This is a genomic window from Rhodococcus sp. MSC1_016 (assembly GCF_023667485.2).
Classification (GTDB): Bacteria; Actinomycetota; Actinomycetes; order Mycobacteriales; family Mycobacteriaceae; genus Rhodococcus_F; species Rhodococcus_F oxybenzonivorans.
This window is the reverse complement of record NZ_JAMOZI020000001.1, coordinates 3,691,878-3,716,618: the sequence shown is the minus strand read 5'-3', so window position 1 is coordinate 3,716,618 and position 24,741 is coordinate 3,691,878. Positions and strand designations below refer to the sequence as shown.

27 protein-coding genes are annotated in these 24,741 nt (G+C 66.1%); 20 read left to right on the top strand and 7 right to left on the bottom strand.

Features of this window, described 5'->3' with window-relative positions:
- Positions 1 to 43 precede the first annotated feature (43 nt).
- The 14 genes from L1080_RS17135 (at position 44) to tuf (ending at position 15,867) form a co-directional block, all read left to right on the top strand.
- Positions 44 to 835, top strand: a complete 792-nt coding sequence (locus L1080_RS17135; RefSeq protein ID WP_159920431.1) for a TIGR03084 family metal-binding protein — start codon at positions 44 to 46, stop codon at positions 833 to 835.
- Complete coding sequence (locus tag L1080_RS17130) at positions 832 to 2,538, top strand: acyclic terpene utilization AtuA family protein (protein ID WP_250772586.1); 1,707 nt, start codon at positions 832 to 834, stop codon at positions 2,536 to 2,538. Before L1080_RS17135 ends, L1080_RS17130 begins: the two co-directional genes overlap by 4 nt.
- On the top strand, positions 2,535 to 3,683 hold the full coding sequence (locus tag L1080_RS17125; protein ID WP_250772584.1) for an acyl-CoA dehydrogenase family protein: 1,149 nt from the start codon (positions 2,535 to 2,537) through the stop codon (positions 3,681 to 3,683). The genes L1080_RS17130 and L1080_RS17125 overlap by 4 nt, the downstream gene beginning before the upstream one ends.
- A complete protein-coding gene (locus tag L1080_RS17120) occupies positions 3,680 to 5,278 on the top strand; it encodes an acyl-CoA carboxylase subunit beta (protein WP_250772581.1) in 1,599 nt (532 codons plus the stop codon). The genes L1080_RS17125 and L1080_RS17120 overlap by 4 nt, the downstream gene beginning before the upstream one ends.
- A gap of 8 nt (positions 5,279 to 5,286) precedes the next feature.
- Positions 5,287 to 7,290, top strand: a complete 2,004-nt coding sequence (locus L1080_RS17115) for an ATP-binding protein (RefSeq protein WP_250772578.1) — start codon at positions 5,287 to 5,289, stop codon at positions 7,288 to 7,290.
- The gene (locus L1080_RS17110) at positions 7,287 to 8,477 is read left to right on the top strand and encodes an acyl-CoA dehydrogenase family protein (RefSeq protein ID WP_250772575.1); all 1,191 of its coding nucleotides are present in this window, start codon (positions 7,287 to 7,289) and stop codon (positions 8,475 to 8,477) included. The genes L1080_RS17115 and L1080_RS17110 overlap by 4 nt, the downstream gene beginning before the upstream one ends.
- Positions 8,477 to 9,277, top strand: a complete 801-nt coding sequence (locus tag L1080_RS17105) for an enoyl-CoA hydratase family protein (protein WP_250772573.1) — start codon at positions 8,477 to 8,479, stop codon at positions 9,275 to 9,277. The genes L1080_RS17110 and L1080_RS17105 overlap by 1 nt, the downstream gene beginning before the upstream one ends.
- A 60-nt stretch (positions 9,278 to 9,337) precedes the next feature.
- Complete coding sequence (locus L1080_RS17100; protein WP_159920443.1) at positions 9,338 to 9,976, top strand: TetR/AcrR family transcriptional regulator; 639 nt, start codon at positions 9,338 to 9,340, stop codon at positions 9,974 to 9,976.
- A gap of 39 nt (positions 9,977 to 10,015) precedes the next feature.
- Positions 10,016 to 10,540: a DUF3558 domain-containing protein gene (locus L1080_RS17095; RefSeq protein ID WP_250772570.1), complete on the top strand. Its 525-nt coding sequence runs from the start codon at positions 10,016 to 10,018 to the stop codon at positions 10,538 to 10,540.
- Positions 10,541 to 10,569: 29 nt separating this feature from the next.
- Positions 10,570 to 11,112 carry a DUF3558 domain-containing protein gene (locus L1080_RS17090; protein ID WP_159920445.1) on the top strand — a complete coding sequence of 181 codons (543 nt, stop codon included), beginning with the start codon at positions 10,570 to 10,572 and terminating at the stop codon, positions 11,110 to 11,112.
- A gap of 365 nt (positions 11,113 to 11,477) precedes the next feature.
- Positions 11,478 to 11,852 (top strand): 30S ribosomal protein S12, encoded by a 375-nt coding sequence (gene rpsL / locus L1080_RS17085; protein ID WP_005252198.1) that lies wholly within the window; start codon positions 11,478 to 11,480, stop codon positions 11,850 to 11,852.
- A complete protein-coding gene (gene rpsG, locus L1080_RS17080; RefSeq protein WP_072738343.1) occupies positions 11,852 to 12,322 on the top strand; it encodes a 30S ribosomal protein S7 in 471 nt (156 codons plus the stop codon). Before rpsL ends, rpsG begins: the two co-directional genes overlap by 1 nt.
- A gap of 162 nt (positions 12,323 to 12,484) precedes the next feature.
- The gene (fusA, locus tag L1080_RS17075) at positions 12,485 to 14,587 is read left to right on the top strand and encodes an elongation factor G (protein ID WP_109328039.1); all 2,103 of its coding nucleotides are present in this window, start codon (positions 12,485 to 12,487) and stop codon (positions 14,585 to 14,587) included.
- Between the two features lie 89 nt (positions 14,588 to 14,676).
- Positions 14,677 to 15,867, top strand: a complete 1,191-nt coding sequence (gene tuf / locus L1080_RS17070) for an elongation factor Tu (RefSeq protein WP_109328041.1) — start codon at positions 14,677 to 14,679, stop codon at positions 15,865 to 15,867.
- Between the two features lie 106 nt (positions 15,868 to 15,973).
- Here tuf and L1080_RS17065 read toward each other — a convergent pair whose 3' ends face one another.
- Genes L1080_RS17065 through L1080_RS17040 form a run of 6 tightly spaced genes read right to left on the bottom strand, consistent with a single transcriptional unit; the run spans position 15,974 to position 18,779 of the window.
- Positions 15,974 to 16,246: a YciI family protein gene (locus L1080_RS17065; protein ID WP_250772568.1), complete on the bottom strand. Its 273-nt coding sequence runs from the start codon at positions 16,244 to 16,246 to the stop codon at positions 15,974 to 15,976.
- A 36-nt stretch (positions 16,247 to 16,282) separates the two neighbouring features.
- On the bottom strand, positions 16,283 to 16,861 hold the full coding sequence (locus tag L1080_RS17060; protein ID WP_159920449.1) for an Asp23/Gls24 family envelope stress response protein: 579 nt from the start codon (positions 16,859 to 16,861) through the stop codon (positions 16,283 to 16,285).
- Positions 16,858 to 17,841: a DUF6286 domain-containing protein gene (locus L1080_RS17055; protein WP_374434341.1), complete on the bottom strand. Its 984-nt coding sequence runs from the start codon at positions 17,839 to 17,841 to the stop codon at positions 16,858 to 16,860. Before L1080_RS17055 ends, L1080_RS17060 begins: the two co-directional genes overlap by 4 nt.
- Positions 17,834 to 18,013 carry a DUF2273 domain-containing protein gene (locus L1080_RS17050; protein WP_109328047.1) on the bottom strand — a complete coding sequence of 60 codons (180 nt, stop codon included), beginning with the start codon at positions 18,011 to 18,013 and terminating at the stop codon, positions 17,834 to 17,836. The genes L1080_RS17055 and L1080_RS17050 overlap by 8 nt, the downstream gene beginning before the upstream one ends.
- Positions 18,010 to 18,324, bottom strand: coding sequence for an Asp23/Gls24 family envelope stress response protein (locus tag L1080_RS17045; RefSeq protein ID WP_250772564.1), 315 nt, complete (start codon positions 18,322 to 18,324; stop codon positions 18,010 to 18,012). Before L1080_RS17045 ends, L1080_RS17050 begins: the two co-directional genes overlap by 4 nt.
- A complete protein-coding gene (locus L1080_RS17040) occupies positions 18,321 to 18,779 on the bottom strand; it encodes an Asp23/Gls24 family envelope stress response protein (RefSeq protein WP_109328051.1) in 459 nt (152 codons plus the stop codon). Before L1080_RS17040 ends, L1080_RS17045 begins: the two co-directional genes overlap by 4 nt.
- Before the next feature lie 184 nt (positions 18,780 to 18,963).
- Between L1080_RS17040 and L1080_RS17035 the strand changes: the two genes are divergently transcribed.
- Genes L1080_RS17035 through L1080_RS17025 form a run of 3 tightly spaced genes read left to right on the top strand, consistent with a single transcriptional unit; the run spans position 18,964 to position 20,540 of the window.
- Positions 18,964 to 19,557 carry a hypothetical protein gene (locus L1080_RS17035; protein WP_250772562.1) on the top strand — a complete coding sequence of 198 codons (594 nt, stop codon included), beginning with the start codon at positions 18,964 to 18,966 and terminating at the stop codon, positions 19,555 to 19,557.
- On the top strand, positions 19,554 to 20,072 hold the full coding sequence (locus tag L1080_RS17030) for a twin-arginine translocation pathway signal (protein ID WP_250772559.1): 519 nt from the start codon (positions 19,554 to 19,556) through the stop codon (positions 20,070 to 20,072). Before L1080_RS17035 ends, L1080_RS17030 begins: the two co-directional genes overlap by 4 nt.
- Before the next feature lie 24 nt (positions 20,073 to 20,096).
- The gene (locus L1080_RS17025; protein ID WP_201453529.1) at positions 20,097 to 20,540 is read left to right on the top strand and encodes a hypothetical protein; all 444 of its coding nucleotides are present in this window, start codon (positions 20,097 to 20,099) and stop codon (positions 20,538 to 20,540) included.
- 85 nt (positions 20,541 to 20,625) lie between these two features.
- Here L1080_RS17025 and L1080_RS17020 read toward each other — a convergent pair whose 3' ends face one another.
- Positions 20,626 to 21,825: a DDE-type integrase/transposase/recombinase gene (locus L1080_RS17020; protein ID WP_459031198.1), complete on the bottom strand. Its 1,200-nt coding sequence runs from the start codon at positions 21,823 to 21,825 to the stop codon at positions 20,626 to 20,628.
- Positions 21,826 to 22,029: 204 nt separating this feature from the next.
- On the opposite strand from L1080_RS17020, the gene L1080_RS17015 reads away from it, so the two are divergent.
- The 3 genes from L1080_RS17015 to L1080_RS17005 all read left to right on the top strand — a co-directional run bounded on the left by L1080_RS17015 (position 22,030) and on the right by L1080_RS17005 (position 24,735).
- A complete protein-coding gene (locus L1080_RS17015) occupies positions 22,030 to 23,205 on the top strand; it encodes an acyl-CoA dehydrogenase family protein (RefSeq protein WP_159920455.1) in 1,176 nt (391 codons plus the stop codon).
- Positions 23,206 to 23,215: 10 nt separating this feature from the next.
- Complete coding sequence (locus L1080_RS17010; RefSeq protein WP_159920457.1) at positions 23,216 to 24,343, top strand: acyl-CoA dehydrogenase family protein; 1,128 nt, start codon at positions 23,216 to 23,218, stop codon at positions 24,341 to 24,343.
- 188 nt (positions 24,344 to 24,531) lie between these two features.
- A complete protein-coding gene (locus L1080_RS17005; RefSeq protein ID WP_109328063.1) occupies positions 24,532 to 24,735 on the top strand; it encodes a hypothetical protein in 204 nt (67 codons plus the stop codon).
- Positions 24,736 to 24,741: the final 6 nt, after the last annotated feature.

Here is a 24,741-nt window from a genome sequence, read left to right as displayed (position 1 = left end):
AATCGTGCTTGCTTTTTTACGGGTCTGGTGTGATGCTGGTCGCATGGCCGAACTGCAGAGGTTCATCGACGACGTGTGTGCCGAGAGCGAAGCGTTGGATGCGCTGGTCGCAGACCTCCCGGACTCCCGATGGGCAGACCCCACACCCGCGGAGGGATGGACGATCGCCCACCAGATCGGGCATCTGCTCTGGACCGATCGAGCCGCTCTGCTGGCGATCACCGACCCCGACGCGTTCACCACGCAGCTGGCGGTCGCCGCGGCAGACCCGGCAGGTTTCGTCGACGCCGGTGCCCGCGAGTTCGCGAGCCTCCCGCCGGCGCAGCTCCTCGAGGACTGGCGGACGACCCGTGCACAGCTCGCCGACGCTCTGGCCGCGGTGCCGCCCGACCAGAAAATCCTGTGGTACGGACCGCCGATGAAGGCGGCGTCCATGGCGACGGCCCGCTTGATGGAGACCTGGGCGCACGGCCAGGACGTGGCCGACGCTCTAGGAGTGACACAGACACCCACGGCGAGGCTGAGAAGCATCGCCCACCTCGGTGTCCGCACCCGCGACTTCGCCTACGCCGTCAACGAGCTTCCTGCGCCGTCCGAGGAATTCCGCGTAGAACTGACCGCGCCCGGTGGTTCGTCTTCGTGGACATGGGGACCCGAGGACGCCGCCCAGAGGGTGACCGGACCGGCAGAAGACTTCTGTCTGCTCGTCACCCAGCGGGCGAATCGGGCAGACCTTGCTCTCGTCGCGACCGGACCGGACGCCGACCAATGGCTCGACATCGCACAGGCTTTCGCGGGTCCCGCCGGCGGGGGACGGGAGGCGGGGTCGCGATGACGGTGCGGATCGGCAACTGTTCCGGCTTTTACGGTGACCGCCTGTCGGCGATGCGCGAGATGCTCGAGGGCGGCGAACTCGACTACCTGACCGGTGACTATCTCGCCGAGCTGACCATGTTGATCCTCGGTCGTGACCGCATGAAGGACCCCGATCGGGGATACGCCAAAACGTTTCTCCGCCAGGCTGAAGACTGCCTCGGACTGGCCCTGGACAAGGGCGTCCGCATCGTCGCCAACGCAGGTGGCCTCAATCCCGCAGGTCTGGCCGCGGCGCTGCGCGCAGTGAACGACACGCTGGGGCTGCAGGCAAAGATCGCTCACGTCGAGGGTGACGACTTGATCGGGCGGGCCGCGGAACTCGGACTGGGCAGTCCGCTGACCGCCAATGCCTACCTCGGAGCGTGGGGGATCGTCGAATGCCTGAACGCCGGGGCCGACGTGGTTGTCACCGGCCGTGTCACCGACGCCTCGGTGATCGTGGGACCGGCGGCTGCGCACTTCGGGTGGCATAGGGGTGATTTCGATCAGCTGGCGGGTGCGGTGGTGGCGGGTCACGTCATCGAGTGCGGCACCCAGGCCACCGGGGGCAACTACGCATTCTTCACCGAGATCGCCGACCTCGACCGGCCCGGGTTTCCGATCGCCGAGATCGACGCGGACGGATCCTCGGTCATCACCAAGCACCCCGGAACGGGTGGGGCGGTGACTGCCGGAACCGTGACCGCGCAGCTGCTGTACGAGATCACGGGCGGCCGGTACGCCGGCCCCGACGTGACGGCCCGGATCGACACCGCCGAGCTGTCCGACGACGGCGCCGATCGTGTCCGCATCAGCGGGGTCACGGGTGAGCCGCCGCCGCCTCAGCTGAAAGTCTCGTTGAACACGCTGGCCGGGTTCCGGAACGAGGCCGTGTTCGTCCTGACCGGCCTCGACATCGAGGCCAAGGCGGCGCTGGTGCGGAGACAACTCGAGAGTGGGCTGACCATCCGTCCGGCCGAACTGGAGTGGTCGCTCGCCCGTACCGACCACCCGGACGCCGATACCGAGGAAGCCGCGAGCGCGCTGCTGCGGTGTGTGGTTCGCGATTCCGACTCCGCCGCGGTGGGTCGCAGCTTCTCCTCGCTCGCAGTCGAACTCGCACTCGCCAGCTATCCCGGCTTCACGCTCACCGCCCCACCCGGGCAGGGGCAGCCCTATGGGGTGTTCACGCCCGGGTACGTGCACGCCAAGGAAGTTCCGCACGTCGCGGTACTGCCGGACGGCGCCCGGGTCGACATCGAGCCGTCTCCCGAGGTGCGTGAACTCGAGGACGTCGACGATCCGGTACTTCCGGGGCCACCGGCCGGTGGCCCGACGACGCGCTGCCCCCTCGGCACCATTGCCGGTGCCCGCAGCGGCGACAAGGGCGGGAACGCCAACGTCGGTGTGTGGGTCCGTACCGACGAACAGTGGCGGTGGCTGGTCCACACCCTGACAGTCGACGAAGTGAAACGACTCCTTCCGGAGGCTGCCGACCTCCCCGTCACGCGGTACGTGCTGCCGAAATTGCGCGCCGTCAACTTCGTCATCGAGGGAATTCTCGGGCAGGGCGTGGCGTCCCAGGCCCGATTCGACCCGCAGGCCAAGGGTCTCGGTGAATGGCTGCGATCGAGGCACGTCGATATTCCGAAAGCACTCCTCCCCGAAGGGACAAGTTCGTGAACGTGTGGGACACACCGGAACGGCAGGAGCTGCGCAAGACCGTGCGCGGTTTCGTCGAGAGACAGATACTTCCGCACCTCGCGGACTGGGAGCGTGACGGTGAGATTCCGCGCGCACTGCACCGTGAGGCAGCCGAACTGGGGCTGATGGGCGCCGGATTCCCGGAGTCCGTCGGCGGCGAGGGCGGGGATCTGGTAGACGCGGTCCTCATCTGCGAGGAGATGCACCAGGCCGGCGCGTCGGGTGGTCTGTTCGCGTCTCTGTTCACCTCGGGCATCGCCCTGCCGCACCTGGTAGCGGCCGGTGACCCGAAGCAGATCGAGAAGTGGGTGCGGCCCACCCTGCGCGGTGACCTCATCGGCTCGCTCGCCATCACGGAACCGGGCGGCGGCTCCGACGTCGGACACCTGCGGACCACCGCGGTGCGCGACGGCGACCACTTCGTCGTCAACGGTTCCAAAACCTTCATCACCTCCGCGTGCCGCGCCGACTTCGTGGTCACCGCGGTACGCACCGGCGGACCCGGTGCCGCCGGTGTGTCCCTCCTCGTGATCGAGAAGGGAACACCCGGTTTCGAGGTGGCCCGCAAGCTCGACAAGATGGGATGGCGCGCCTCCGACACCGCGGAGTTGTCGTTCGTCGACGCGCGTGTGCCGGTCGCGAACCTCGTCGGCGCCGAGAACAGCGGATTCTCACAGATCGCCCAGGCATTTCTCACCGAACGTATCGCGCTTGCAGCCCAAGCGTATTCGAGTGCGCAGCGGTGCCTCGACCTCACGCTGGCGTGGGTCCGCGACCGTGAAACCTTCGGGCGCCCCCTGATCAGCAGGCAGGCAGTGCAGAACACGGTCACGGAAATGGCCCGGAAGATCGATGTGGCCCGGGTGTACACCCGGACTCTGGTCGAGCGGTCGCTCGAGTCGAGCGAGGACTTCATCGCGGAGGTGTGTTTCGCGAAGAACACCGCGGTGGAGTCGGGCGAATGGGTGGCCAACCAGGCTGTTCAGCTGTTCGGCGGGCTCGGTTACATGCGGGAGAGCGAAGTGGAGCGGCAGTACCGCGACATGCGCATCTTGGGAATCGGCGGGGGCACCACGGAGATACTGACCGGCCTTGCCGCCAAGCGATTGGGGTATCAGGCATGACGACGCTGAAGTCGACCCTCGACACCGGCTCGGACGAGTACGCGGCCGCGGCGAAAGCCATGACCGACAAACTCTCCGAGATCGACACCGAACACGCCAGGGCGCTCGCCGGTGGCGGGGAGAAGTACACCGAACGGCACAAGAAACGCGGGAAGCTCCTCGCCCGCGAGCGCATCGAATTGCTGCTGGACCCCGACTCGCCCTTCCTCGAGCTGTGCCCGCTGGCGGCGTGGGGCAGCGAGTTCCCGGTCGGCGCCAGCACCGTGGTCGGGATCGGGGTAGTCGAGGGTGTCGAGTGTCTGATCGTGGCCAACGACCCGACGGTCCGCGGCGGCACGAGCAACCCCTGGACCCTCCGGAAAGTGTTCCGCGCCAACGACATCGCGCGGCAGAACCGGCTCCCGGTAATCTCGCTGGTGGAGTCGGGCGGCGCCGACCTCCCCACCCAGAAGGAAGTGTTCATTCCCGGCGGTCGCATGTTCCGCGACCTCACCCAGCTGTCCGCGGCGGGCATCCCGACCATCGCCCTCGTCTTCGGGAACTCGACCGCCGGTGGCGCGTACATCCCGGGCATGTCCGACCACGTCGTGATGATCAAGGAACGGTCCAAGGTGTTCCTCGCCGGACCGCCCCTCGTGAAGATGGCCACCGGTGAGGAGTCGGACGACGAAACCCTCGGCGGCGCCGAAATGCACGCCCGCAAGTCGGGTCTCGCCGACTACTTCGCCGTCGACGAGCAGGACGCGATCCGGATCGGCCGCAGCATCGTCAAGCGACTGAACTGGACGAAGCAGGGTCCCGCGCCCCGGGCCGACGTCATCGAACCGCTCGCTGACCCCGAGGAACTGCTCGGCATCGTCCCCGCCGACCTCAAGATCCCGTTCGATCCCCGCGAGGTGATCGCCCGCATCGTCGACGGCTCCGACTTCGACGAGTTCAAGCCGATGTACGGATCGTCACTCGTCACCGGCTGGGCCGAACTGCACGGGTATCCGATCGGCATCCTCGCCAACGCGCGCGGTGTTCTCTTCAGCGAGGAGTCGCAGAAGGCCACCCAGTTCATCCAGCTGGCCAACCGCTCGAACACCCCGCTGCTGTTCCTGCACAACACCACCGGATACATGGTGGGTAAGGAGTACGAGGAGGGCGGGATGATCAAGCACGGTTCGATGATGATCAACGCGGTCTCCAACTCCACCGTCCCGCACATCTCGATCCTCCTCGGGGCGTCCTATGGGGCCGGGCACTACGGCATGTGCGGACGCGCATTCGACCCGCGATTCCTGTTCGCCTGGCCCAGTTCCAAGTCGGCCGTCATGGGCGGTGCGCAGTTGGCGGGCGTCATCTCCATTGTCAGCCGGGCGTCGGCCGAAGCGCGCGGCCAGGCCTTCGACGAAGAGGCCGACGCCGGCATGCGGGCCATGATCGAGAACCAGATCGAGGCCGAATCGATCCCGATGTTCCTGTCCGGCCGCCTGTACGACGACGGTGTGATCGATCCCCGCGACACCCGAACCGTGGTGGGAATGTGCCTGTCGGCCATTGCCAACGCCCCGATCGAAGGCGCCGAGAACTTCGGCGTCTTCCGGATGTGAGGCAGCACATGACAACCCTCGACGCCCCACACCTGATCCGGTCCGTCCTCGTCGCCAACCGTGGTGAGATCGCCCGTCGCATCTTCGCCACCTGCCGGCGGGCGGGCATCGGTACCGTCGCCGTGTTTTCCGACGCCGACGCATCGAGCCCGCATGTTGCCGAGGCCGACGCCGCGGTCCGGTTGCCCGGCAACAGCCCCGCCGACACGTACCTGCGCGGCGACCTCGTCGTCGAGGCTGCCCGCCTGGCTGGAGCCGACGCCATTCACCCGGGTTACGGGTTCCTCTCGGAGAATGCCGATTTCGCGCGCGCCGTCCACGACGCGGGACTCACCTGGATCGGGCCACCCTCGCCCGCCATCGAGATGATGGGCTCGAAGGTGGAGTCCAAGAAGCTGATGGCTTCCGCCGGGGTCCCCGTCCTGGCCGAACTCGACCCCGACGCGGTCACCGAGGCCGATCTGCCCGTACTCGTCAAGGCGTCCGCGGGCGGCGGCGGGCGTGGTATGCGCGTCGTACGCGAGCTCGCGGACCTGGCGGAACAATTGGAAGGTGCACGCCGCGAAGCACAGTCGGCCTTCGGTGACCCGACGGTGTTCTGCGAGCGCTACCTGGAAACGGGCAGGCACATCGAAGTGCAGGTGATGGCCGACCGTCATGGAACGGTGTGGGCGGTGGGGGAGCGTGAATGCTCCATCCAGCGTCGTCACCAGAAAGTGATCGAAGAGGCGCCGTCCCCGTTGGTCGAGGCCACACCCGGGATGCGGGAGCGGCTTTTCGAGGCAGCCCGGCTCGCCGCGAAAGCCATCGACTACGAGGGTGCCGGCACGGTCGAATTTCTTGCCGATCAGGTGGGAGAGTTCTTCTTCCTCGAGATGAATACCCGCCTGCAGGTGGAGCATCCGGTCACCGAATGCACCACGGGGCTCGACCTCGTGGAACTGCAACTGCAGGTGGCGTCGGGTGTTCCTCTCGACGCGGAGCATCCCACCGTGTCGGGCCACTCCATCGAGGTTCGGCTGTACGCCGAGGATCCGGCTCTGAACTGGCAACCCCAGAGCGGCACCGTCCACCACTTCGACGTGCCGGGCACGACCACCGAGTTCGACGTTCTGCGCTCGCCCGGCGTCCGCCTCGATTCCGGTGTGGTCGACGGCTCGGTGGTGGGCGTGCACTACGACCCCATGCTCGCGAAGGTGATTTCGTTCGCGGCGACGCGGTCCCAGGCGGCTACCCGGCTGGCGTCGGCCCTCGGCCGTGCGCAGATCCACGGGCTGCGCACCAACCGGGACCTGTTGGTCAATGTCCTCCGGCACCCGGCGTTCCTTGCCGGCGACACGGACACCGCCTTCTTCGCGACCCACGACCTCGAGGTGTTGTCGCGGCCGCTCGCGTCGGCCGACACCCACAGGTTGTCGGCGCTCGCCGCCGCACTGGCGGACGCGGCGCACAACCGCGAGGTCGCGGCGGTGAACGCCACGCTCCCCAGTGGGTGGAGGAACCTGCCGTCCGCTCCGCAAAGCAAGACGTTCACGACAGGTGACCGAGAGATCGAGGTCCGGTACCTGCTCGGCCGGTACGGGCTGAAGGCGGACGGCTTCGACGATGTCACCCTCGTCGCGGCGACCGCACGCAGGGTCGTGCTGGACGTTGCCGGGCTGCGCAGATCGTTCGAGGTGGCGCGCTACGGCGAAGACGTGTTCGTCGACTCCGCGCTCGGGCCGGTGAGCCTGCGCGCAGAGCCGCGATTCACCGATCCGAGCACCGTGGTGGCGGAGGGGTCCCTCCTCGCCCCGATGCCCGGTTCGGTCATCCGCCTCGGCGCCGAGGTCGGCGATTCCGTGACCGTCGGCCAGCCGATCGTGTGGCTCGAGGCGATGAAGATGGAACACACGATCAAGGCACCGGCATCCGGTGTGGTCACCGAACTGTCGGTGACCGTCGGTCAGCAGGTCGACGTGGGAACGGTACTGGCAGTAGTCGAAGCAGCGCAGGCTGAAGGAGAATCATGAGCTTCATCGAGACCGAAGAACAGAAGGAACTCCGTGCCTCCGTGTCGAGGCTCGGGGAGCGCTTCAACTACGTCGATTACGTGCTTCCTCGGGCGCGGCGCGGTGAACCACTGACGGAGTTGTGGAACGAGGCGGGCAAGCTCGGGTTCCTCGGCGTCAACCTCCCCGAGGAATACGGCGGCGGGGGAGCGGGCATCTACGAACTGGCGCTGGTCCAGGAAGAACTTGCCGCGCACGGTGCCGGGCTGCTGCTCGTGGTGGTGTCGCCCGCCATCTGCGGCACCATCATCGGCAAGTACGGCACCGAGGAGCAGAAGCAGAAGTGGCTCCCAGGACTCGCCGACGGGTCGAAGATCATGGCATTCGGCATCACCGAGGCCGATGCGGGTTCGAACTCGCACCAGATCACGACCACCGCGCGGCGGGACCGGTCGAGCGGAGCGAGGGATGATGATCAAGCCGAGGACTGGGTGCTGTCGGGGAACAAGATCTACATTTCCGGGGTCGATCAGGCCGATGCCGTTCTGATCGTCGCGCGGACCGAGGACTCGAAGACCGGCAAGCTGAAGCCTGCGCTGTTCATCGTCCCCACCGACGCCGAGAATTTTGTCAAGACGCCGATGGAGATGGACATCGTCGAGCCCGACCACCAGTTCATGCTGTTCCTCGACAACGTGCGGCTTCCGGCGGACGCACTCGTCGGCGAGGCCGACGCCGCGTTGATGCAATTGTTCGCGGGCCTGAATCCCGAACGCATCCTGGGTGCGGCCATGGCCGTCGGCATGGGACGGTACGCGCTCGACGCGGCCGTGAAGTTTGCGAACGAGCGCACGGTATGGAAGACGCCGATCGGCGCCCACCAGGGGATCTCGCACCCGCTTGCTCAAATAAAGATCGAGCTCGAACTCGCCAAGCTGATGATGCAGAAGGCCGCGGTGCTCTACGACAGCGGCGACGACTTCGGTGCCGCGGAGGCCGCGAATATGGCCAAGTACGCCGCCGCCGAGGCGAGCATCAAAGCCCTCGACCAGGCCATCCAGACGCACGGTGGGGCAGGCCTGACCAAGGAATACGGCCTGGCAGCGATGCTCGGTGCGGCCCGCATCGCCCGGGTGGCGCCGGTCAGCCGGGAAATGGTCCTGAACTTCGTCTCCCAGCACTCGCTCGGGTTGCCGAAGTCGTACTGATGTCGAACGGACAGCACATGACCGAAGTACACGCCGACCGGTACGTCCGCTACGAGGTGAGTCGCGGGTTCGCCACTCTCACCCTGGACTCGCCGCACAACAGGAACGCGATCTCCGGGAGGCTGGTCGAGCAGCTCCTGCAGGGATTGCGGGACGCCGCTGCGGACAACGACGTCCGCGGCGTCGTTCTGACCCACACCGGTGGCACGTTCTGCGCCGGGGCCGATCTCAGTGAGACCGGTGGAGATGTCGGGTCCCGGACCCGTCAGATGGCGGAACTACTGCGCGCCATCGTCGAGCTGCCCAAACCGGTGGTGGCGCGGATCGACGGTCACGTCCGAGCGGGAGGCATGGGTTTGGTAGGTGCCTGCGACATCGCGGTCGCCGGACCTCGGAGCACCTTCGCCCTCACCGAGGTGCGACTGGGGCTCGCCGCCTCGATCATCTCGTTGACCGTCCTTCCCCGCATCGACGCACGCGCGGCAGGCCGGTACTTCCTCACGGGGGAGAAGTTCGGCGCGCACGAGGCCGAGGCGATCGGACTGATCAGTGAGTCGGCGCAGGACCCGGACGACACCGTCGAGGAAATTCTCGATCAGTTACGGCAGGCGTCGCCACAGGGGCTGGCGGAGAGCAAGGCCCTGATCACGAAGGCACTGCTCGCCGATTTCGACCGCTACACCGACGAGCTGACAGCGCAGTCCGCGAGGCTCTTCGAGTCCGAGGAAGCCCGGGAAGGCATGATGGCGTTCCTGCAGAAGCGGCCGCCCACCTGGGCCTCCGGCCCCGTGCGCGGGTGACGAGTCTCAGGACTCGTCAACCGCGCACGGGCGAACAGCGCAACGAGAGGAAGTGACCGCATGACCCGCGAACCGAAGCAGGACCGTAGCCGGGTCACGCGTGAGCATCTGCTCGAGGTCACCATCGACTGCCTCGCCGAACTGGGGTGGGGCGCCACCACCGTCAGCCTGGTAGCGCAACGCGCCGGGGTGTCGCGTGGTGCCACTCAGCACCATTTCCCGACGCGGGAAGATCTGATCACCGCCGCCCTCGAGGTGATGTTCGACGCCCGGATGGAGCAGGCCCGGCGGGAGGCCACCGACCTGCCGTCGGGGGCGGGCCGCACCGAGGCCGTGGTGTCGCGGCTCGTCGACTACTACACGGGCACTCTCTTCAAAGCCGCCCTGCAGGTGTGGACCGCAGCCGCGGCCGACCCAGAGCTGCGGGCGCGGATCGTGCCGCTCGAGGAACGCTTCGGACGGGTCGCCCATCGCACCGCCGTCGAGCATTTCGGCTTTGACGACTCCGACCCGGTGGCACACCGCTTGGTGCAGGCCACTCTCGACCTGGCCCGCGGGCTCGGCCTCGCCGACGTCCTCACCGACGACTCGAAACGCCGCGCCGAGGTGGTACGTCAATGGGCTGCGCAACTCGACGCCGCGCTCCCACGGGGCACTGACGGCGCCGAACGGACACTCGACGCGGTGGCAGTCGACTGAACCGGGCACACCCCGGCCGGATCGGTAGAGTCAGCGTTCATGGGCAGGAAATGGGGAGTGCTCGCCGCGGTCGGTGTCGTGGCTGCCCTGGCCGGCTGCGGGGGCGGCGACGACGCCGGGACCGATACTGCCGCCCCACCCGCCACCGGGCAGGTCACCGAACCGGGACCGTTCTTCGGTCAGTGCGGCTCCGTCACGGATGACGAAGTGTCGACGGCATTCGGTATGCCCTCCTTCACCGGCGTCACCCGCAACTCCGTCGGCTGTGAATGGGAAACCGCGGGAATCGGCGGGCCCAGCGTGACGTTCTCCTGGTACCGCGGCAGTCCGATCGGCCGCGAACGGGCGGGATCGGAACTGATCGGCCGGCCGGCCACCGACATCGACGTCCAGGGAAACCCCGGCTTCATCGCCTCCTCGGAGGGGATCCTGTGCGAACTCGGTGTGGAGTTCGGCGGCGATTTCATTCACTGGTCGGTGATGTATGCCGACGCCCGGCCGGCCGCCGACCCCTGCAAGGTTGCGCGGGACCTCGCCGAACTCAGCGTGTCGAGGGCGAAGTGAGCGGGGGCCAGATGATGAGCGGAGGAGTGATGAGCGGCGGACGTCGCCGCGCGGCAGAGGTTACGGCCGCGATCGTGTCGGTGGCCGGGCTGATCGCGGGATGCGGGTCGTCGATCGACGGTTCGGCCCGACCCGAAGGTGCCTCTGTCACCGGTGACACGGAGAGGTTCACCGCCCTCCTCGAGGAGTGTGACGCAGTCACCGACGAACAGATCGCCGAATCCGTCGCGGCCGACGCCATCGAGCGCGGCTTCTTCGGCGCGATCTGCCGCTGGGATGCCGTCGGCGCCAATGGTCCGGTGAAGATCACCTTCAACTGGTTCGAGACAGGTTCGCTCGACACCGAGAAGGAGACGGGCGAGGAGCTGGGCTACAAGGTGGAGTCGTCGACCATCCAGGGCCGCAGAGCCGTGGTGATGCGGCCACCGAATGATCCCGGAGCCTGCGGGGTGAGCGTGGGATCGCCGTCCTCGGGCGTGGTCGGCTGGTGGGTGCAGTTCACCGCTGCCGCGGCGGATCCGTGTGAGGCGGCGTCCACCCTCGCCGATCTGACGCTCAACCTGAGCAGCTAGTGTGCTGGCACTCGATCCGAAAGCCATTCCTCTCACCTCGCAGCCCTTACCACCGCCCGCCCGCTTTGACCTTCCGGCGCGCCGCCGGGTATCGTTGTGGGTCGTGTCCGGCATGCCCGGGCCGATCTGTGTGCCTAGCGAGGTATTGCCGTGCGCGCGTTCGTGCAGATTTGCTGCATGGAACGAGCATCCGGCTGCCTGTGTGGGGGTATGCGACACACCCGACCGTGGGGTGCGTGCACGTCACGCACCGCCGATCGAGTGCGGGGCAGTAGCTTCCTTGCCCCAACTGCTAGATCCCTAATTTCAGAACAGCCAAGGTTGCTTGTCCAGAGCAGTCTGTTCAACACGAAGAAAGCCGGTAAATGCCAACCATCAATCAGTTGGTCCGCAAGGGCCGCCGCGACAAGACCGCCAAGGTCAAGACGGCAGCTCTGAAGGGCAGCCCGCAGCGTCGTGGCGTGTGCACCCGCGTGTACACCACCACCCCGAAGAAGCCGAACTCGGCGCTCCGTAAGGTCGCGCGTGTGCGCTTGACCAGCTCCGTCGAGGTCACCGCTTACATCCCGGGTGAGGGCCACAACCTGCAGGAGCACTCCATGGTGCTCGTCCGCGGTGGTCGTGTGAAGGACCTCCCCGGTGTGCGCTACAAGATCATCCGCGGCTCCCTCGACACCCAGGGTGTCAAGGGCCGCAAGCAGGCACGCAGCCGCTACGGCGCCAAGAAGGAGAAGAGCTAATGCCACGTAAGGGCCCCGCTCCGAAGCGCCCGCTCATCAACGACCCGGTCTACGGTTCGCCCCTGGTGACGCAGCTCGTCAACAAGATCCTCCTGGACGGCAAGAAGTCCACCGCCGAGCGCATCGTCTACCAGGCGCTCGAGCAGGCACGCGAGAAGACCGGCACCGATCCGGTCGTCACCCTCAAGCGCGCTCTGGACAACGTCAAGCCTGCCCTCGAGGTTCGCAGCCGCCGTGTCGGTGGCGCCACCTACCAGGTGCCGGTCGAGGTCCGTCCGGGCCGTTCCACCACCCTCGCGCTCCGCTGGCTCGTGACCTTCTCGCGGCAGCGCCGTGAGAAGACGATGGTCGAGCGTCTCGCCAATGAGCTCCTCGACGCCAGCAACGGCCTCGGTGCCGCTGTGAAGCGCCGTGAGGACACTCACAAGATGGCTGAAGCCAACAAGGCATTCGCCCACTACCGCTGGTGACGTCACGTCGGAGCAGTCACCTCACCGTGACTGCTCCGGCGTCGTTGCTACGTCGGGCCCTACCCGGGCCCGGCTGATCTACAACTCGAGACAATGGCCCCGCTGGTGGAACACCGGGGAGGCCGACACCCGATACACGAGCTACGAGCGGGGAAGAATCCTGTGGCACAGGAAGTGCTGACCGACCTGAACAAGGTCCGCAACATCGGCATCATGGCGCACATCGATGCCGGCAAGACCACCACCACCGAGCGCATCCTGTTCTACACCGGTGTCAACTACAAGATCGGTGAGACGCACGACGGCGCGTCGACGACGGACTGGATGGAGCAGGAGAAGGAACGCGGCATCACGATCACCTCTGCCGCGGTGACCTGCTTCTGGAACAACAACCAGATCAACATCATCGACACCCCCGGTCACGTCGACTTCACCGTCGAGGTGGAGCGTTCGCTCCGCGTGCTCGACGGCGCTGTGGCCGTGTTCGACGGCAAGGAGGGCGTCGAGCCCCAGTCGGAGCAGGTGTGGCGTCAGGCCGCCAAGTACGACGTTCCGCGCATCTGTTTCGTCAACAAGATGGACAAGATGGGCGCGGACTTCTACTTCACGGTCCAGACCATCATCGACCGTCTCGGTGCCAAGCCCCTCGTCCTGCAGCTGCCGATCGGCGCCGAGGACGACTTCGACGGTGTTGTCGACCTGGTCGAGATGCGGGCCATCACCTGGCGCGGTGTCGTGCCGACCGGTGCCGAGCCCACCATCGAGGAGATCCCCGCGGATCTGGCCGACAAGGCCGCCGAGTACCGCGAGAAGCTGCTCGAGACCGTTGCCGAGTCCGACGAAGCTCTCATGGAGAAGTACTTCGCCGGCGAGGAGCTCTCCGTCGAGGAGATCAAGGCTGCCATCCGCAAGATGACGGTCGCGTCCGAGCTGTACCCGGTGTTGTGTGGTTCCGCGTTCAAGAACAAGGGCGTGCAGCCCATGCTCGACGCGGTCATCGACTACCTGCCGAACCCGCTGGACATCGGTGAGGTTCAGGGCCACGCGCTGGGCAACGAGGAGGAAGTTCTCACTCGTAAGCCGAGCAAGGACGAGCCGTTCTCGGCTCTGGCCTTCAAGATCGCAGCGCACCCGTTCTTCGGCAAGCTGACGTTCGTCCGCGTGTACTCCGGCCGGATCGATCCGGGCGCCCAGGTCATGAACGCGACCAAGGGCAAGAAGGAGCGCATCGGAAAGCTCTTCCAGATGCACGCCAACAAGGAGAACCCGGTCGACGAGGCCGTGGCCGGCCACATCTACGCGATGATCGGTCTGAAGGACACCACCACCGGTGACACCCTCTGCGATCAGAGCAGCCCCATCGTGCTCGAGTCCATGAGCTTCCCGGACCCGGTCATCCAGGTCTCGATCGAGCCCAAGACCAAGTCCGACCAGGAGAAGCTGGGCACCGCGATCCAGAAGCTCGCCGAAGAGGACCCCACGTTCTCCGTCGAGCTCGACGAGGAGACCGGCCAGACCGTCATCGGCGGTATGGGCGAGCTCCACCTCGACATCCTCGTCGACCGTATGCGTCGCGAGTTCAAGGTCGAGGCCAACGTCGGCAAGCCGCAGGTCGCCTACCGCGAGACCATCACCAAGAAGGTCGAGAAGCACGACTACACCCACAAGAAGCAGACGGGTGGATCGGGCCAGTTCGCCAAGGTGATCATCGCGCTGGAACCGTTCGTCGGCGAAGACGGCGCCACCTACGAGTTCGAGAACAAGGTCAGCGGTGGCCGCATCCCGCGCGAGTACATCCCCTCCGTGGATGCAGGCGCGCAGGACGCGATGCAGTACGGCGTCCTGGCCGGTTACCCGCTGGTCAACCTCAAGCTGTCGCTGCTCGACGGTGCATACCACGATGTCGACTCGTCTGAAATGGCCTTCAAGGTTGCCGGTTCGCAGGCACTGAAGGAAGCCGCCCGCAAGGCCGGCCCGGTCATTCTCGAGCCGCTCATGGCTGTCGAGGTCACCACACCCGAGGAATACATGGGTGACGTGATCGGCGACCTGAACTCCCGCCGTGGCCAGATCCAGGCCATGGAGGAACGCAGTGGTGCCCGTGTCGTGAAGGCGCTGGTTCCGCTCTCGGAGATGTTCGGTTACATCGGTGATCTGCGGTCGAAGACCCAGGGCCGGGCGAACTTCTCCATGGTGTTCGATTCCTACGCAGAAGTTCCCGCGAACGTCTCGAAGGAAATCATCGCCAAGGCGACCGGCGAGTAACCTCGGTTAAGCCGGCCGAAAGCACGACCCAGTAATAACAACCGCACTGCTGCATACCGCAAGCATCAATCAGTCCAGGAGGACACACAGTGGCGAAGGCGAAGTTCGAGCGGACGAAGCCGCACGTGAACATCGGCACCATCGGTCACGTCGACCACGGCAAGACCACGCTGACCGCGGCCATCACCAAGGTTCTGCACGACGCGTACCCGGATCTCAACGAGGCCTCGGCCTTCGACGAGATCGACAAGGCTCCTGAGGAGAAGGCTCGCGGTATCACGATCAACATCTCGCATGTTGAGTACCAGACCGAGAAGCGCCACTACGCGCACGTCGACGCTCCCGGTCACGCCGACTACATCAAGAACATGATCACCGGTGCGGCGCAGATGGACGGTGCCATCCTCGTGGTCGCCGCCACCGACGGCCCGATGCCCCAGACGCGTGAGCACGTGCTGCTCGCCCGCCAGGTCGGCGTGCCCTACATCCTCGTCGCTCTCAACAAGGCCGACATGGTCGACGACGAAGAGATCATCGAGCTCGTCGAGATGGAGGTCCGTGAGCTCCTCGCTGCGCAGGAGTTCGACGAGGACGCTCCGGTGGTCAAGGTTTCCGCACTGAAGGCGCTCGAGGGCGACCCGGAGTGGACCAAGAACATCCTCGAGCTCATGGCTGCGGTCGACGAGTCCATCCCGGACCCGGTTCGCGAGACCGAGAAGCCCTTCCTCATGCCCGTCGAGGACGTCTTCACGATCACCGGTCGTGGCACCGTCGTCACCGGTCGTATCGAGCGTGGCGTGATCAACGTCAACGAGGACGTCGAGATCGTCGGCATCAAGGAAACCAAGACCAAGACCACGGTCACGGGTATCGAGATGTTCCGCAAGCTCCTCGACTCGGGCCAGGCCGGTGACAACGTCGGTCTGCTCGTGCGTGGTATCAAGCGCGAAGATGTCGAGCGTGGACAGGTTGTCGTCAAGCCCGGCACCACCACCCCGCACACCGAGTTCGAGGGCCAGGCGTACATCCTGTCCAAGGACGAGGGCGGCCGCCACACGCCGTTCTTCAACAACTACCGTCCGCAGTTCTACTTCCGTACCACGGACGTGACGGGCGTTGTGACGCTGCCCGAGGGCACCGAGATGGTCATGCCCGGTGATAACACCGAGATGTCCGTCAAGCTGATCCAGCCCGTCGCCATGGACGAGGGCCTGCGCTTCGCGATCCGCGAAGGCGGCCGCACCGTCGGCGCCGGCAAGGTCACGAAGATCAACAAGTAGGCACCCGCCTACCTGTGATCGGCTGATCACGCTGCACTACACGCCAGTGGCGCTCATCCTCCGGGATGGGCGCCACTGGCGTTTCTCGTCCGACCTCGTTGGGGTGTCAGCGGAAGCTCAGGGCGTCCCACTCGCGGATTTCTCCCGGCAGCGCGATGCCCTCGAGGACGAAGGGGTCGTTCGCGACGAATTCCTCGGCTCGCGCCCGGCTCGTGAAGATCGCCATCGACCCGTTGGCAACGGGGTCGTCGAACGGACCGATACTCAGCAGACCACCTCGAGCGGAGAACTCGTCGAGGTACGCCAGATGCCGCGGGTACACCTCGGGGATACGCGCTGCACTGTCCGGATCGGTCGCATAGAACACCACATATTCCATGAGCCCGAACGTACCGAGTACGTGCGGGTGCGCGGGTCAGCTCTCGGAATTTTGTGCGGGCTGATCGGCCCGGTCGAGGTGCAGCAGGACCTGGGTGGCCACCTCGTTGTCACCGACCGTCGCCGCAACCCAGGCGGCGATGCGCTCCGATGTGCGGGTGAAGTCGGCGAGGTCGATCGTCGGATCAGCGGTCACGACGACGGACAGGGTGGGTAGTCCACGTTCGTTGACGGCCCGTGCACGGGTCTGCCGCACCCCCGGATACCGCTCGAGCTCACTCGACACCCCGTTGGCGAGAGACCCGAGGTCCACGGTGACGAAGGTTCCGGAGTCTCGATCCGGCACCGCAACGGGCGCAGTGCGTCGCCTGGTGAGATCGAGCGCCAACAGCACCGTTCCGAACAGCACACCCCCGACGACCGCCGCGGCGAGCGCCCACCCCCACCAGTTCTCCTCAGGCAACGAGGTGACACGTGCGCGGTCGTAATGCGACACCCATTCCCGGACGATCGGTACGCCGAGGTCCCAGGCGACGGCGTAGGCGCCCACACCGAAGAGGATGAGGCCGACGACGAGGACGATCAGACGATTGACGGCGGCGGTGCGATGGGTCATGGCTTCACCTGCACTCGGAGTTCGGGGGCGGTACCGAGTAGTGACAGGGTCGGTTCCACCGCTTCGCGGACCGAGATGGCGACGTCACCGGCCGAGAACGCTTCGCTGCGCACCACTCGAACGGTGACGTGCTTGCGGTCGACCGTGGTGTGCGCGGACTGCACGCCGGGAGCGGTGCGTGCGTGGCTGCTGCAATGGCGAGCGAGGTCGGTGGGTCGAAACCAGACGATCGGTGTGTCGCCGACTCGCAGTGGCAGATGTGTGCGTGGTCGGGGTTTGACAGCCGCGACGATGAAGACGACGCCGAGTACTATCGCGCTCACCGCGGCCGGGACTATCCACTCCGACCAGTGCAGTCGTCCCAGCCACTCCACGGTGTTCCGTATCCAGGGTGCATTCGCGAAAGTGCCTCGCATGATGAGCAGTTCGCGCGCCGAGACGAGTGCCAGGCCCAGAGCTGCGACCGCGATGATGATCGCGGCCGGTACCGCGGCCGGTGTGGCCCGCGGTGTGCGCGGTCGGAGCGGGACAATGGGCGCGTCCGGAGCGCGGGAGTCGTCGTCCTGGTAGGCCGTGTCCGGTGAACTGTCCTCGTCCGGCGCTGCCTCTGTTCCGGCGACCACGATGTTCAGTTCACACACCGGCATCCCGGTCAGATCCTCGATGCGGCGGCTCACTTCCGCACGCAGCCGCCGGCTCAGGATGTCGAGACGGCACGGCCAGCGCATCGCGATGTACAGGTTGATGGCGACGGCATCGGCGCCCGTGGACACATCGGCGCGGGGGAGTTCGCGACCGGTGAGCCGGGACAGTCCGCCGGACTGCCTGACCACGCCGGGTACCTGCAGGGCTGTGGCGACGGCGATCTTCACGATGGCGCGCTCTTTGATGACCAACTCGCCGCGCAATCCGGACGCGTCGTAGTCGGCGGCCGCTTCGTCGACACCGGCAGCCGATCCGGAGGGGGAGGGTTCAGCCACGGCCACGGCTTCGGAGGATGGCGCCGAGGTCGAGGTGACCGTCCCGGTGTGCACCGACGGCCATTCCAACCGCGCCGAGAAGTACCGCGAAGACGAATCCGCTGAAGCCGCCGAGGATTCCGGCGATCGCGAGGAGTAACCCGACGACCAACCCTGTGACTGTACTGTTCATTGCGTGTGTCCTGTCTCGGTCAAGAGATCTTCGATGGTCACGTCTACGGGGACGTTCACCAGCGATTCGACGGCGGCCCGTACGTTTTCGGCGGTATCGACGACATTCGCCGGGTAGCGCACGGCTACGTGAACGGCGCACGACGACGGGCCGATGGTCACCCCGGTGACACGACGGCCGGGCAGATAGGTCGCGATTTCCCCGAATTCGCCGCCGTGCAGGGCTGCGACGCCGGGAGTGGCGAGGACGGCGGCGGCGACCCGTTCCGACAAATCTTCGGTGCCGGTGTCCGGCAAGGGCGACCCTGTCACTGCACCCTCGGTTTGAGGTCCGACTCGGCCACGATATCGGGTTCCTCGAGCATGACATCGAAGACGGTGATGTTCACTTCCGTCACCTCGAGCCCGGTCATGCGCTCGACAGCGGCGATGACGTTGCGGCGGATTCCGACGGCGAGTTCGTGTAGTGCGACGCCGTATTCGGCCACGATGCCGATGTCGATGGCGGCCTGCTTTTCCCCGACCTCGACGGCGACCCCTTGGGCGTGATTGACCCGTGCGCCGGGGATCCGGTCACGGAGAGCGCCGACTGCGCGGGCGGTGCCGCCACCCACGTCGTAGACGCCGTTGATCTCGCGAGTGGCGATGCCGGCAATCTTGGCGACCACGGCGTCGGCGATGATGGTCCGCCCCTGGGAGCTGACGAGTTCCGGCGTCGCTCCGGCACCGAACTGCACGCGGCTGCGCGCGCCTGAATCGCTGGTCATCGTGGATCCTTCCGAGTCGCCTGCCTTGTCCTCAACAGTAGTGATACCCGACCGTACGTGTGGCCCGACACAAGCTATGCGTCGACGGGATGTCGCGAGCGCCGGTGGGCGAAAAATATCTGATATTGCCCACGGGTAGCATTCGAGTGATCCAGGTAACAACACGCACTACCGAAGGACATCGATGGCTGACGTGCCCGCCGTGGACAGCGCTTCCCCGGAAAAGCCGACTCCACCGGAGGGGGACACAGCGCAGGCGGCGTCCGGCGGAGAAGCTGTCCGGCCGTCGGCCGGGTGGAGGTCCGGGACGGCAATCGCCGGCGTGCTGTCGGTGGCGGCGCTGTCGCTGGTCGCCCTCAGCGGGTACTTCGGCTACTCGCACTGGCAGGCCGAGCGCGATGCCCGGGAGCAGTCCGAGATTCTGGACGCGGCCCGCCAAGGGGTCGTGAACTTGACAACCATGAACTTCGAGCGCGCCGACGAGGACGTGCAGCGAGTGCTCGACGGCGCGGCGGGAGAGTTCCGCGACGAGTTCGAAGCGCGCTCGAAGGACCTCGTCGCCGTCATGCAGGAAGCGCGGGTCCAGTCCGAAGGTGAGGTGCTGCAGGCCGCGATCGAATCGCAGAGCGGTGATTCCGCCGACGTGATAGTCGCTGTCGCACAGAAGGTCTCGAATGCCGGTGGCGCTGCGGAAGAACCGCGCGGACAGCGGATGCGGGTCACGGTGCAACTCGACGACGGCCGGTACAAGATCGTGAAGGCGGGGTTCGTGCAGTGAAGGCAGAAGAGAAGGTGCGATGGTGGTCGCGGAACCCACGCAGGTTGGTCTCCGTCCTGGCTGCACTCACCGCGGTGGCGGCTGTGCTGGCCGCAATCCTCTACGTGACGACGTATCGACCGGACCAGCGTGTCGATGACGACGTGCGCGCGGCGGTGACCGACACCGCGTCGCAGGGCGCGGTGGCCCTTCTGTCCTACACGCCGGACACCGTGGCGAGCGTCGTCGACACCGCCCGCGGTCGTCTGACAGGAGAGTTCCTCGACTATTACTCGAAGTTCACCACGGAGGTGGTGGTGCCGGCCGCGCAGGAGAGCCAGGTAGCCACCGAGGCGACGGTGGCGGCGGCCGGTCCCGTGGACGTACAGGCCGACACGGCGACAGTGCTCTTGTTCGTGAACCAGACGACGACGAGTGCCGTGGAACCCGAACCGGTCACGACGGCGACGAGTATCAACGTCGAACTCACGCGCTCCGGCGACGACTGGCTGATCTCCGGCTTCGATCCTGTCTAGTCGGCGCGAGTAGCGTGTGCGCGCATGAGCACCCTCCAAGAGGTCGGCGAACGCGCATCGTGGCGCTGCTGGCTGTGTGACGAACCGGTGGATCCCGACATGTCGGTCAACGATCCGCGCGGACCAAGTATCGACAGCGTTGTCACCGCGAAGAAGGCGAAGGCGAAGGGCGGCGCCGAACGCCTGGCGCACCGCGCGTGCAACACCAAGAAGGGCGCGGTCAAGCCGGTCGTGCCGTGGCCGGACCGGTTGTTCGTCGTCGATCCCGCACCGATCATCGGCGTGGTCGAGCAGTTGAGCCGCAAAGGCGGACGTGTCGCGGTGGCGCGCTGCCCGGGAAAGTCGGATGCCGAAGAGGCGTCGGAGTGGCTGCTCGACCGGTTGTCCCGGTTGGCTCCGGACCTGCGGGTGGAGTCGCAGATCGACGCCGCCGGTGGTGCGTATCTGCTGGTCCTTCGCACCGCTTGACCCGTGAGTACTTGTTAACCGTGGCCGGTTTGTGCTGTCTACGTTGATATGAGACACGGGTGTCTACGTAGATGCGAGACAGATTTTAGGCGGGTTGGAGTTGTCCTTGGTAGCGCTTGGTGTGGTCGAGGTGTAGGTGTCCGATCACGTTGCCGTCGGCGGTGTAGGCGGTGACGTGGTCGTCGTCGTGGAGCAGGGTGATGGTATGCCCGGCTCTGCGCCGGCCGACGCTCAGTCGGGTGTGGGAGTCGATGCACACGGTGCCGGCGGAGGAGACGATCAGGGCGTGCACGGTGGCGTCGTGTTGGATCGGAAGTGCTTGTGGCCCACCGAGGAGTGGCGCGTTCTGCCAGGCCTGCAGTGGCGGCATCTTGACCGCACTGTGCGGGCGGTCGGTGTTGTAGAACCGCTGGTAGGTGTCGCAGAGCTGCTGCAGTTCGATCAGAGTGGTCGGTTGGGTGGGGTGAGTGGCCAACCATTGCTTGAAGGTGCGGTGGTGGCGTTCGACCTTCCCGCAGGTCTGTGGGTGGTATGGGGTGGAGTGGATCAGCCGCGCCCCGGCCCGCTTCACGACCCGGGTGAAGCCCGAGGTACCGCCCTTGGTGCGGCGGGAGGTGAACGCGCTGCCGTTGTCGGCGAGTACCAGTGCCGGAACCCCGAAGTCGGTGAACGCGGCGATGATCGCCGCGATCGCCCCGGCGGCGGTCTCGGCGTCCGCGACCCGGGTGGCGACCAGGGTGCGGGTGCAGTCGTCGAGGACCTCGAAGACGGTGGCCTTGGCTCCGGTCGCCAACCGAACTTCGGTGGCGTCGATCTGATAGCAGTCGCGGGGTTTGCGGTAGCAGAACCGGCGGTAGGACGATTTCGGGCGTTTCTTCGGCTCGGGGACGACCAGGTGGTAGCGGGTGAGGATCTTGTTGATCGTGGCCCGGGACGGGATGGTCCAGCCCTGCTCGGACCAGTGTTGTTTCTCGGCGACCGCGTTCAGGTGGTAGGCGATGGTGTCGGCGCCGCGCTCGTGATGGGGCAGGTTGAGGCGAAGCCGCACGATCTCGGCCTCCACCTCCCACGCGGTGGCGTGCGGGCAGGAAGACGGCCGGCGGGACCGGGCGGTCCACCGGCCGTCCTCCTCGATCCGTTTCTTGTGCCGGTAGGCGGTGGCGCGGGAGATCCCGTGGTCGGTGCACCAGCGGGCGAAGTTCCCGTCGAACATGTCGGCGCCGGTGGTCTGCGAGACCACCAGCAGGGCGTGGAGCAGTTCCATGACGGCTTCCGTTCCGGTCATGAACCAAGTCCACGACCAGTCAGGTGCCTCATACCTCAATCGACAGCAGCGTGTCTCACATCTGGGTGGACATCATCTGTCTCACATGTCCCCAGACTCAACAAACCGTGGCCGGTTAACAAGTACTCACGGGCGGGGGAGCCGCACGAGGGAGTAACGTCGGATCCAGAACATGAATCCGACCTCGAGTGCGAAGGAATCCCGATGAATCTGGCTTTGACCGACGAGGAGCTGGCGTTCCGTGACGAGATGCGAACGTTCTTCACCACGCAGATTCCGGCGGAGATCCGTGAGCGGTATGCGCGCGGAGAAGAGGTGGGGAGGGAGGGGTTCGTCGAGTCGCAGCGGATCCTGAATGCCAACGGGCTCGCGACGCCGCATTGGCCGGTGGAGTGGGGCGGCCGGGACTGGACGCCGGTGCAAAAGCACATCTGGTTGGAAGAGTTGCAGTTGGCGTCGGTGCCCGAGCCGCTCGCGTTCAATACCGGCATGGTCGGCCCGGTGATTGCGGCGTTCGGTTCACAGGAGCAGAAGGAAAAGTTCCTGCCGCCGACCGCGAATCTCGACATCTGGTGGTGCCAGGGGTTCTCCGAGCCCGAGGCCGGCTCGGACCTGGCGTCGCTGAAGACCCGCGCAGTCCGTGACGGCGACGAGTATGTGATCAACGGTCAGAAGACGTGGACCACGCTGGCGCAGCACGCGGATTGGATCTTCGTTCTCGCTCGCACCAATCCGGATGCGCCCAAGAAGCAGGCCGGTATCTCGTTCATCCTCGTCGACCTGAGTACGCCTGGGGTGACGGTGCGCCCGATCAAACTCATCGACGGCGGCCACGAAGTCAACGAGGTGTTTTTCGAGGACGTTCGGGTGCCGGCGGAGAATCTCGTGGGCGAAGAGAACCAGGGCTGGAGTTACGCGAAGTTCCTCCTCGGCAACGAGCGCACCGGGGTGACCCGGCTCGGATTTTCCAAGGTGCGTGTGGCGCAGGCGAAGAAACGCGCCGCGGAAATTGCAGTCGGGGACGGCACCTTGCTGGAGGATCCGCTGTTTGCCGCGCGAGTCGCGGAACTCGAGAACGAGATCATCGCGTTGGAGTTGACGCAGTTGCGGGTGGTGGCGAGTTCGGCCGACGGGAAGCCGAATCCGGCGTCGTCGTTGCTGAAGCTGCGGGGGTCCGAGCTGCAACAGGCAACGCTGGAGTTGTTGACCGATGTCGCGGGACCGGACTCGCTGCCCTTCGCGGCCGGTGAGGGGATTGCCTCGCCGCTCTGGGCGCAGCGGACGGCACCGACGTATCTGAACTACCGCAAGGTATCCATCTACAGCGGATCGAGCGAAGTGCAGCGCAGCATCATCGCCTCCTCGATCCTCGGATTGTGAGGGGTGTGTCATGGATTTCGAACTGACCGACGAACAGAAACTGCTGCGTGACACCACCAGGGAACTGCTCGGCCGCAGTTACGACGCGGAGAAGCGTAACGCCGTCACCGACACCGAGCAGGGGTGGAGCCCGCAGGTGTGGAAGCAACTCGCCGAGGTGGGACTACTCGGTTTGAGCTTCGCCGAGGATGACGGCGGAATGGGCGCCGGTCCAGTCGAGGTGGCGTCGGTGATGACCGAGATCGGCCGCCGGCTCGCCCCGGAACCCGTCCTCGACGCGGTGCTCGTTCCGGGCGGGTTGATCGCTGCGGTAGGCAGCACGGAGCAGCGCCGCCGAATCCTGCCGGAGGTGTCGGAGGGCAACCTGTTGCTGGCGTTCGCCGATCGGGAACCGGGGGTGCGGTGGCCCTCCACCCGAGTCTCCACGACCGCGAAGCAGGACGGCGACTCCTGGACGGTGTCGGGGATCAAGAACCCTGTCCTGCACGGGGGAAGCGCGAACACGCTAGTCGTCACGGCGACACTCCCCGGTGGTGGGGTCGGGCTGTTCCTCGTCGACGCCGACGCTCACGGGCTTACCCGCACGGGTTACGCGACTCACGACGGACTGCGCGCCGCGCAGATCGAACTGTCGGATACTCCGGCGGAGCCGCTCGGTGAGGGCGGCGATGCGTCGTCGGCGATCGAGGGCGCGCAGATCCGGGCGCAGGCGGCGTTGTGCGCGGAGGCGGTCGGCGCGATGGAGGAAGCGTTGCGGTTGACGACCGAGTACCTGAAAACCCGCAAGCAGTTCGGTGTCCCGATCGCGAAATTCCAGACCCTGACACACCGGGCGGCGGATATGTATGTGCTGCTGGAACTGGCTCGCAGCATGAGTCTGTACGCGACGATGTCGCTGGCCGACGGAACCGTCGACCCGGTGGTCGCCTCTCGTGCGAAGCTGCAGATCGGGCGTTCGGCCCGCAAGATCGGGCAGGAAGCGATCCAGATGCACGGTGGCATCGGTATGACCGCGGAGTATCCGGTCGGGCACTACGTCAGCAGGCTCACCGCCATCGAACACACCCTCGGCGGCTCCGACGACCATCTCCGCGTCCTCGCGTCGGCGACCACCCAGGGGACCATCAGCATTATTTAAAAGCCCCTGTGAGTACTTATTAACCCGGGCGGTTAATAAGTACTCACAGGGGTTGGTCTCGGCTTGGTATCGAATTACGGCGTTTCCGACGTGTCGCGCGGGTGGTGGTGGTGTGACGCGGATAACGTTCTGCGCGCAACGCCAGAACTCACGGGGGACGTTCGTAATCTCGGTGAAGGAGTATTGCCATGGGGTCCGGTCCAGTCAAAGCGATCATGTGGAGCCTGCTTTTCGTGGGACTCGTCGGTGCGGGAGTCGGGATTTCCGAACTGCACGTTCAGTGGACGGTCGCGTCGCTGATCGTCGCTTCAGTCTCCGGTCTTGTCCTGCTCAGGATTCGCGCCGACGCGCACCCCGAACTGCACAGCGACCGCCGAATGGCCGCCGGCTAGACCCGC

What these genes read in the sequence shown, in the direction of transcription:
- L1080_RS17110 (WP_250772575.1), top strand. Translation starts at nt 7,287, where the DNA reads ATGAGCTTCATCGAGACCGAAGAACAGAAGGAACTCCGTGCCTCCGTG.
- L1080_RS17135 (WP_159920431.1), top strand. Translation starts at nt 44, where the DNA reads ATGGCCGAACTGCAGAGGTTCATCGACGACGTGTGTGCCGAGAGCGAA.
- L1080_RS17035 (WP_250772562.1), top strand. Translation starts at nt 18,964, where the DNA reads ATGGCTGACGTGCCCGCCGTGGACAGCGCTTCCCCGGAAAAGCCGACT.
- L1080_RS17020 (WP_459031198.1), bottom strand. Translation starts at nt 21,825, where the DNA reads ATGACCGGAACGGAAGCCGTCATGGAACTGCTCCACGCCCTGCTGGTG.
- L1080_RS17060 (WP_159920449.1), bottom strand. Translation starts at nt 16,861, where the DNA reads ATGACCCATCGCACCGCCGCCGTCAATCGTCTGATCGTCCTCGTCGTC.
- L1080_RS17130 (WP_250772586.1), top strand. Translation starts at nt 832, where the DNA reads ATGACGGTGCGGATCGGCAACTGTTCCGGCTTTTACGGTGACCGCCTG.
- L1080_RS17090 (WP_159920445.1), top strand. Translation starts at nt 10,570, where the DNA reads ATGAGCGGCGGACGTCGCCGCGCGGCAGAGGTTACGGCCGCGATCGTG.
- L1080_RS17065 (WP_250772568.1), bottom strand. Translation starts at nt 16,246, where the DNA reads ATGGAATATGTGGTGTTCTATGCGACCGATCCGGACAGTGCAGCGCGT.
- L1080_RS17105 (WP_250772573.1), top strand. Translation starts at nt 8,477, where the DNA reads ATGTCGAACGGACAGCACATGACCGAAGTACACGCCGACCGGTACGTC.
- L1080_RS17010 (WP_159920457.1), top strand. Translation starts at nt 23,216, where the DNA reads ATGGATTTCGAACTGACCGACGAACAGAAACTGCTGCGTGACACCACC.
- L1080_RS17095 (WP_250772570.1), top strand. Translation starts at nt 10,016, where the DNA reads ATGGGCAGGAAATGGGGAGTGCTCGCCGCGGTCGGTGTCGTGGCTGCC.
- L1080_RS17100 (WP_159920443.1), top strand. Translation starts at nt 9,338, where the DNA reads ATGACCCGCGAACCGAAGCAGGACCGTAGCCGGGTCACGCGTGAGCAT.
- L1080_RS17025 (WP_201453529.1), top strand. Translation starts at nt 20,097, where the DNA reads ATGAGCACCCTCCAAGAGGTCGGCGAACGCGCATCGTGGCGCTGCTGG.
- rpsG (WP_072738343.1), top strand. Translation starts at nt 11,852, where the DNA reads ATGCCACGTAAGGGCCCCGCTCCGAAGCGCCCGCTCATCAACGACCCG.
- L1080_RS17005 (WP_109328063.1), top strand. Translation starts at nt 24,532, where the DNA reads ATGGGGTCCGGTCCAGTCAAAGCGATCATGTGGAGCCTGCTTTTCGTG.
- rpsL (WP_005252198.1), top strand. Translation starts at nt 11,478, where the DNA reads ATGCCAACCATCAATCAGTTGGTCCGCAAGGGCCGCCGCGACAAGACC.
- L1080_RS17050 (WP_109328047.1), bottom strand. Translation starts at nt 18,013, where the DNA reads ATGAACAGTACAGTCACAGGGTTGGTCGTCGGGTTACTCCTCGCGATC.
- L1080_RS17015 (WP_159920455.1), top strand. Translation starts at nt 22,030, where the DNA reads ATGAATCTGGCTTTGACCGACGAGGAGCTGGCGTTCCGTGACGAGATG.
- L1080_RS17120 (WP_250772581.1), top strand. Translation starts at nt 3,680, where the DNA reads ATGACGACGCTGAAGTCGACCCTCGACACCGGCTCGGACGAGTACGCG.
- L1080_RS17040 (WP_109328051.1), bottom strand. Translation starts at nt 18,779, where the DNA reads ATGACCAGCGATTCAGGCGCGCGCAGCCGCGTGCAGTTCGGTGCCGGA.
- L1080_RS17115 (WP_250772578.1), top strand. Translation starts at nt 5,287, where the DNA reads ATGACAACCCTCGACGCCCCACACCTGATCCGGTCCGTCCTCGTCGCC.